The 7,711-nt window shown below is 41.2% G+C and carries 6 protein-coding genes and 1 pseudogene; 4 read left to right on the top strand and 3 right to left on the bottom strand.

The features are described 5' to 3' along the window. Positions 1-367: 367 nt before the first annotated feature. Positions 368-1,384 (bottom strand): alpha/beta fold hydrolase, encoded by a 1,017-nt coding sequence (locus tag BV375_RS01160; RefSeq protein ID WP_086756386.1) that lies wholly within the window; start codon positions 1,382-1,384, stop codon positions 368-370. 297 nt (positions 1,385-1,681) lie between these two features. Here BV375_RS01160 and gorA point away from each other — a divergent pair, with 297 nt between their 5' ends. The 4 genes and pseudogenes from gorA (at position 1,682) to BV375_RS01140 (ending at position 5,617) form a co-directional block, all read left to right on the top strand. Next, positions 1,682-3,067 (top strand): glutathione-disulfide reductase, encoded by a 1,386-nt coding sequence (gene gorA, locus BV375_RS01155; RefSeq protein WP_086756384.1) that lies wholly within the window; start codon positions 1,682-1,684, stop codon positions 3,065-3,067. A 177-nt stretch (positions 3,068-3,244) separates the two neighbouring features. Then, positions 3,245-3,883: a nuclear transport factor 2 family protein gene (locus BV375_RS01150; RefSeq protein WP_086756382.1), complete on the top strand. Its 639-nt coding sequence runs from the start codon at positions 3,245-3,247 to the stop codon at positions 3,881-3,883. Positions 3,884-3,891: 8 nt separating this feature from the next. Next, positions 3,892-5,202, top strand: coding sequence for a glycosyltransferase (locus BV375_RS01145; RefSeq protein WP_086756380.1), 1,311 nt, complete (start codon positions 3,892-3,894; stop codon positions 5,200-5,202). Then, positions 5,123-5,617 (top strand): annotated as a pseudogene (locus BV375_RS01140) (XisH family protein). The gene BV375_RS01145 and the pseudogene BV375_RS01140 overlap by 80 nt, the downstream one beginning before the upstream one ends. A 139-nt stretch (positions 5,618-5,756) precedes the next feature. Here BV375_RS01140 and BV375_RS01135 read toward each other — a convergent pair. Both BV375_RS01135 and BV375_RS01130 read right to left on the bottom strand, forming a co-directional pair. Then, positions 5,757-6,296 carry a hypothetical protein gene (locus BV375_RS01135; protein WP_086756378.1) on the bottom strand — a complete coding sequence of 180 codons (540 nt, stop codon included), beginning with the start codon at positions 6,294-6,296 and terminating at the stop codon, positions 5,757-5,759. Next, positions 6,296-7,162, bottom strand: a complete 867-nt coding sequence (locus BV375_RS01130) for a TIR domain-containing protein (RefSeq protein WP_086756376.1) — start codon at positions 7,160-7,162, stop codon at positions 6,296-6,298. Before BV375_RS01130 ends, BV375_RS01135 begins: the two co-directional genes overlap by 1 nt. Positions 7,163-7,711: the final 549 nt, after the last annotated feature.

Raw genomic sequence — 7,711 nt, 5'->3', positions numbered from 1 at the left:
CTTCTTGTTGCTGATGAACACTCACACCTATGTAATAAACCTACACCTGTCAGGGAGAAGGGGTTAGGGGATGAGGGCGCGAGGTATTTGTACAACGCCCGCCGTATATAGCTTTTAGCTTAAGTTGACACGTATGGGCACTGCCGTGCCCCTACAATCTGTCGCATTCTTTTTTCAAATTGGTATTAGTCATCTAAAGATGACTTTTGCTATTAGCAAGGAACTTCAGTTCCTTGCGGTAAAAGGGTTTCGCGTTAAGTTGACACCAATGGGCATGGCAGTGCCCATACAATTTGTATTTGAACGGTATTGCACAATATCCAGATTGCTAATTCATTCGTGGATGATTCTGTATTCTCAATTGTTTTTATGTTTGAGATGGATTAATACACTTGAGATGATCGCAACCAAAACGTTGAGTCATCATTGCAGATAGCTGTTGAGAAGCTTGGCTATCAAGATTTAATTCTTGCTGAATCTGGTCATAAGTCTGTCCCTGCGTTATCTGCTTTGCTATTTGCTGAAACTGTGCCCAGGTTAAATCACTTTCAACAAATGCTTTGGCAAGGGTAATCACTAGTTCTTCATAATCATTATCTTCTAGTTTGGTCATCATTCGGTGTTCAATGTGCAGCGAATCATCAAAGCAGTAATACCAAGATTTTGTTTGTTGCTTGAGTACCATTCTAAAAAGATCCTGCTGTTTAGATAGACTAACAGCGCGATCGCTTTCACTAGACACCATTAATATAGGAGCAGAAACACGAGTTTTAGCCTGTTTTAAAACCTTCTCTCCCAATTCGAGAAATATGCGTAATGCCGGAATCTGAAAACCTTTATAACCAAAATTACCGGATGCGTCTTTGTTGAACCACTCAAAGTAAATTGGCAAGATTTTGATCAGTCGATCAAAAAATGAATGATGACTCCCCAAATAAGGCGTGAACAATAAAGCGCGATCGATTAGTTGTGGATATTCTAAAGCTAACCAAGCAGCTAAAGTTCCACCAGTTGACAATCCACCAACTACGACTTGTTGACCTAAACTTTCGGCAATCTGCAACCACTTCAAAACAAATTCCTGATAAGTCTGAATGTCTGTTGGAAGTGGTGGTGGATTTTGGCGCTTCCACTCACCTGAGATCCCATGACCGGGTTGTAGGGGAATTAAAACGTTGTATCCTTTGTTGAAGAAGGCTTTGCCAATCGGCTCAAACTGGTAAGGGCCTGCTGTGAAGCCATGCAAGAACAGACAAACTTTTGATGTAGTGTGAGGATAAACAAAGAATTTGGAACGACAAGCTTCGTTCCTCAGTCCCAGTGTGGTTTCTGATTGCTGAATTTGTTCAAGGATTTCTGCTGTCGTCTGAATGCCAAGTGTCATCTTCTTACTTGCCGTTCTGGTGCATGTATTTATACATTGTCTTAACTTAATTAGCTTTGCGTATCTAACATCTGACATATTGTTGATTACAACCTGTCAAAAGTCGTAAACCGTTCGCAAGAAAGACATTAGCTCATTCCTAAAGGAGCAGGAAAATTCATTGAAGTTGAAGGATATTAGTTTTTGTTGAGTTTGTATTGACGGATGTAGACCGAGGATTGACGCAGAGAGTCAGAAGTTTCTCGATTGGTCTCCATTGCTCAAAGTTGACAAAGTGCTAAACATGGGAGCAGGTCTGTGGTTGACTACGATTTGTTTGTGATTGGTGGAGGTTCTGGAGGACTAGCAGCAGCCAAGCGAGCAGCTCACTACGGCGCGCGAGTGGCGATCGCAGAACCGTCTTTTTTAGGCGGTACTTGTGCAGCGCGTGGTTGTATTCCAAAGAAGTTAATGGTTTATGCGTCAGGCTTCTCCCAGCTATTTGAAGATGCTGTAGGTTATGGTTGGAGTAAATCAGAATCACAATTCAATTGGCAACGGCTGATCGCTGCCATCAACAACAAAATCCAGCAATTAGACAAACTTCACGCTCACGCTCTGGAATGTGCTGGCGTTACTGTACTTCATGCTAAAGCAACTTTTATCGATTCTCATACGGTAGAAGTTGGCGATTGCAAAATTACCGCCGACAAAATTCTGATTGCAGTCGGTGGAAAAGCAATTAAACCAGACATTCCCGGCAACGAATATGCACTAATCTCAGATCAAATGTTTCAGTTACCGCAACAGCCTCAGCATCTGGCAATTGTAGGTGGCGGCTATATCGGAGTAGAATTTGCAGCCATCATGCAAGGTTTAGGAACTCAGGTGACTCAGATCGTTCGAGAAGAAACAATTCTAGATAAGTTTGATGAAATCATCCGTACTGGTGTTCACCAAGGTATGACCCAGTATGGTGTTCGCTTTTTAATGAATACAGAAGTAAAGTCCATTGAAAAAACGTCCGAGCAATTGCGATTGTCACTCTCGAACGGTTCTCTAGAAACAGTCGATGCTTTGTTGATTGCTACGGGTAGAACACCCAATATCAATGAGTTGCAGTTGGAAAACGCGGATGTAGAAATTGACCGTAAGGCGATCGCCGTGAATGAATATAGTCAAACCAGCCAACCTCATATCTATGCAGTGGGTGATTGCATCAATCGTAAACAACTCACCCCCGTGGCGATCGCTGAAGGAAAAAGCTTTGCTGATACTGTCTTTGGTAATCAACCGCACACAGTCCGCTATAGTAACATTCCTTCATCGGTATTTGGCAAACCCCAAGCAGCGTTTGTGGGACTAACAGAACTTGAAGCTAGGGAACAGTTGGGAGCTGATAACATCACCATTTATTGCACCAAGTTCCAGCCATTGTTTCATAGTCTTACAGATAGAGAAGAAGAAACAGCGATGAAATTGGTAGTAGACAAAAATAGCGATCGCGTACTGGGAGCGCACATGGTTGGCGAATCTGCCGCCGAAATCATTCAAGCCGCCGCGATCGCACTCACCGCAGGTCTGACGAAGAAAGACTTCGACGCCACAATGCCACTTCATCCAACTTCAGCAGAAGAATTGGTCACGTTGCAAATCACCGAAATGCCAGAAGAACCAATGCAGCCTTGCTGGATGGCAAATTAGACTTTTTTATTTCGTGGTCTTGAATTGGAAATAGGCTTGCAAAATTAGCGAATTATTAGTGCTCAACATTTTGACAGAACTTAGTGCTTAGTTGACTAAATAACACCTTAAAATCCATCCTGTTATTAGCATTAAAAAAATCAACCGTAAATCTAACCAAATGTACAGGTTTTTTATATGTTGAAACAGAGATGGGCAAGCCAATACAAATACACTCAGATACTTTGCAGTATTTTGTTGATGCTGGCAATTTGGAACATACCGCAATATGCTCTAGCAGATACTAATCAACAGGAAATCAACGCGATTATTCGCACGCGGGAAATTGCTCTGCAAGCGCTAAACAATCGAGATTTTTCCAAAATTGAACCTTACTTGCATCCCAGCTTTACGATTACAACAGTTGATAACCAGGTTTTTCACAAAATACCTGAATTTGAGAAGTACTGGAATCAGCAGTTCGCCACTACGATCAAAGATATCAAAATGAATCTCAAGGGAGAGCCTGTGAGGACATTTCTCTCGCCAGAAACAGTAGTTTCTTCTGGAGATGCGATCGCAACTTTCGCTTTTAAAGATGGTAACGCTGCTGATATGGGAATGCGGTGGACAGCAGTACTACAAAAACTCCAAGACAAATGGACGATTCAATCGCTGCATTTCTCGTCTAACCTCTTGGATAATCCGGTATTAAATGCTGCGCAACGACTGAGATGGATTATGGCAATTGCCGCAGGCGTGGGCGGCTTTTTATTGGGAGCAGTCACGATGCTGCTATTACGTCGTCAGTCTAAGCAAAAAACCGAGAAGGTATAGTAAATAAAGTGGGAAGAAGTACTTATCAGCCCAGCAATAATATCAGCATTCATCGCGATCGCCGTCTCAAGGCAACCTTAGTAGTTCTACTAACTTGGGGTTTTGTAAGTTTGCTGCACTTGCTACCACAGACACAGTGGTTCATCGTCGGATTAACGTTTGTGCTGACTCTGCAAATGCTGCGAATGCTGATGGCAAAACCAGCCAGTTTGGTAATTGAGAATGACGCTTATTTACCGCTAGTCTCGATTTTAGTTCCTGCTAAAAATGAAAGTGCAGTCTTAGCTGATTTAGTCCACAGCTTATTTCATTTGAACTATCCAAGCGATCGCCTAGATATTTGGATCGTTGATGACGGTAGTACAGATGAAACTCCGCAGATATTGAGGAAATTACAAACTCAATTTCCGGCGTTACAAGTTCATCGACGGGAATCACAAGGTGGTAAATCAGGAGCATTGAATACCGTTTTTCCCTTCACCCAAGGAGAAATTCTCCTAATCTGCGATGCTGATGCTTTGCTTACTGCTAATTTTCTGCGGCAAACATTACCTCTATTCCAGAAGAAAGCTATCGGTGCGGTACAAGTACGAAAAGCGATCGTCAATGCAGACACCAATTTTTTAACTCGTTGTCAGCAGATGGAAATGATCTGTGATAGCTTTCTACAAACCCATCGCATTGCTGTTGGCGGAATGACTGAGTTGCGGGGTAATGGAATGTTAGTTCGGCGGGAACTGATGGAAAAATGCAAGGGTTGGAATGAGGACACAGTTACTGATGATTTGGATCTCTGCTTTAAGCTTTATTTAGTAGGCGTTGAAATTGAGTTTGTCACAGTTCCATCGATTCAAGAAGAAGGCGTGACAACCTGGAGACAGCTTTGGCATCAACATTATCGTTGGGCTGAAGGCGGCTATCAGCGTTTTTTAGACTATTTTCCCCAAATCTTGACTTTGGGTTGGCAAAAAGAAATCGATTTATTATTGTTTTTTCTGCTGCAATTTCTACTTCCAATTGCACTAATTCCGGATTTACTTTGGGCAATATTTTACAGTGATCGCCCGGTTTTGTGGCCGCTGCAAACACTACTCAGCATCATTCTGACAGTTGCTTTCATCGCTGGACTTTACCAATTTCAAAGTCTACGAGGATTGTCTTTGCTGTGGGCAACAATTCAAGGCTCCTTCTACATGGCGCATTGGATTCCTGTGATGATGGTAGTAACTTTAAAGATGTGTGTGCAAAAACAGCGATCGCGCTGGATTAAAACAGAACATCGCGGTAAAACTATTTACAGTGATTCCGGCAGTAAATAAGGTAACGCTTTATATACCTGCAAAAGATATTTATCACTATGGGGTTAAGAATGCTTTAATTCAAGACGGCTGGATAATTACAATTACAGATGACCCTTTACATTTAAAGTAGGGTCAAAAAGATATGTATGTAGATTTAGGAGCCAAACGACTCTTAGCAGGAGAACAATGCACTAGAAAAATAGCTGTAGAAATTAAAAGTTTTGTGAGTCCTTCAGAAATGGCAGACCTCAAAGATGCTATTGGAGGATTGATCATGTATCGTGCTGTTATCAATCGTTTAGAACCAGAAAGAACATTATATTTAGCAATACGTGATAGTATATTTATTACTTTGTTTGAGGAACCAATTGGTACTCTTTTAATGGAAACTGAGAATCTGAAATTACGTTGCGTTCCCAAAGTTATAAGTTAGAAGATGTACAGTTATCTTTGCAAAGAGTGCGATCGCGTGGTTAACACTATTCAATCACAAGCGATCGGGTTGGGTTAAAACTGAGTATTGCAGTATAACTATTACGGTGATTATCTAGTAATACTGTTATTTGCTGCTTTTACTCATGTTGCAGATAAAACCGTTCAACAAGGTCGACAATTAAATCACAAGGATCTTCCCCGCGTTCTTTAATGAAGAGCATTTCCTTCAGATGCTCCTTCGTCATAAACAGAATAACTCTGCGACGCCGACTGTAAATATTATTTCTTTGGATATGAGCACCATTATTAGGAAGCTTGTTGCACACTATTATTGCAAGCTTACCCATAGGCTCTGTCAAGTAATTATCAGTTTGAATTACTTCCTCATGCCCAATATCTGTTACATCATAATTTTTGAATTCAAATAGCACCAATCTTGCTTCAAGTTCACGAAGAAGCAAGCCCCAACCATGCTTTTCGTCAAAATTTCGATTTGGAAATACTGCATCGCGTCGATTTGTACCAGAGTACGTTCGCGGCTGAATAATTGGTCTTACCAATGGCGGGACAAATAAAAATTCCAGAATTTCTACACACAGATCTTCAAACTCTCGCCAACCTTTCTGACCAGCAGGACAGTTATCAAGCCGATTAATAAAATCAGTAATTCGGCTCATTAAGCGTGACCTAAACTGGTAGCAAAGTACTTGGAAACTAGCTCGGTGTTATGAAGAAGAAGCCGCTTTAACTCTGTTCCATCAACGACACGGATTGGGATACCAGTTGATTTAGGAGCATCGCTTACCCAATCGAGAGCAACAGATGTGAGATTTCCATTTGTAACAAGCAGTGCTTTATCAATCTTTGGATTTTTCTTGACATAGCCAATCAATTGCTGGAGTGTTCTCAAGTCAGCACGCGAATCACGGTAAAATTTTGTTTCAACTGCATATACTTCCCGATTTTCAGCCCCAAATGGATCTTTGTGTCGGAATTCAACAATAGCATCAATACCTGAATCACTTTGCTGACTCTCTGATTGCAGATTGATAAAACCTAGTTTCTGAAGAAGATCTGTAACCAGTTGTTCAAAGGTTTGTGGAGACAATTTTTCAAAATCAATCTCCGCAGTAAATCTAAGTGCATTAGCAAGCTTTTCTAAGTTGTCCTCTATTCCGCTTCTCATATCAAAACACTGATACGTAGCAAGTGATGGCGGAATATCACAATCTTCCAAAAGGATAGGCAAGAATGTAATATCTCGGTTTTGCAGTTCTTTTAATACATCTTCAGTTTCTTTGCTTACCCAATGGGAGTTGACCAAATGTTTGGAAACTAAAAGCAGAAAATAGGCACTTGCTGAAACTGCAGAGCGCATAGATTCAGCCCAATTGCTTCTAGGATAGAGTTGATTGTCATCTAACCATACATTTAGATTGTGCGATCGCAGACCCCGCACAATTGCTCTAGCAGCTTCTCGATCGGCAATTGCATAACTGACGAAAACTTGTGGTTGTTTCTCCAAGTTATCAATATTGGTCATGTTCCAGTCTTTTAGCTAAATATCATCATACAAATACTCATCTTACTTAACAGCCTAACTCATCAGCCTCATATCATCCTATTAAAAACTTGCAAATAAAAAAATAGTGAAACCGATGACTAAACAAGCGAGATCGCTCCCAATCTCTGCCTTCAATTGCACTAGGCAAGGTTAAAACAAGAATAGGTTAACCGTTACAGGTCGATGCAATGGCATAACAGACCGACGTATTAACATAACAGACCGATGTATTGGCATAACAAGCCGACGTATTAACATAACAGAGCGACGTATTGGCATAACAAGCCGACGTATTAACATAACAGCCCAACGTATTGGCATAACAGCCCGATATATTAACATTGCAGGCGGTTGCGTTAATATTAAGACCGGGATGCAAATAAGCTAATCCGCCTTTCAGTTGCATAATGCTTAGCCTCGGAAAGACGCGGGGACGCGGAGAAGGGGAGACATGAAGATGCAATTTGAATGATGATTAGCTTACTAAACTCCAAGACGGGAGTAATTGCCAATTAACCAGAGCCGATT

Origin of the sequence: Nostoc sp. 106C, from assembly GCF_002154725.1 — a bacterium.
GTDB lineage: Bacteria > Cyanobacteriota > Cyanobacteriia > Cyanobacteriales > Nostocaceae > Aulosira.
The sequence above is the reverse complement of the archived record's forward strand: the minus strand, read 5'-3'. Positions and strand labels throughout refer to the sequence as shown.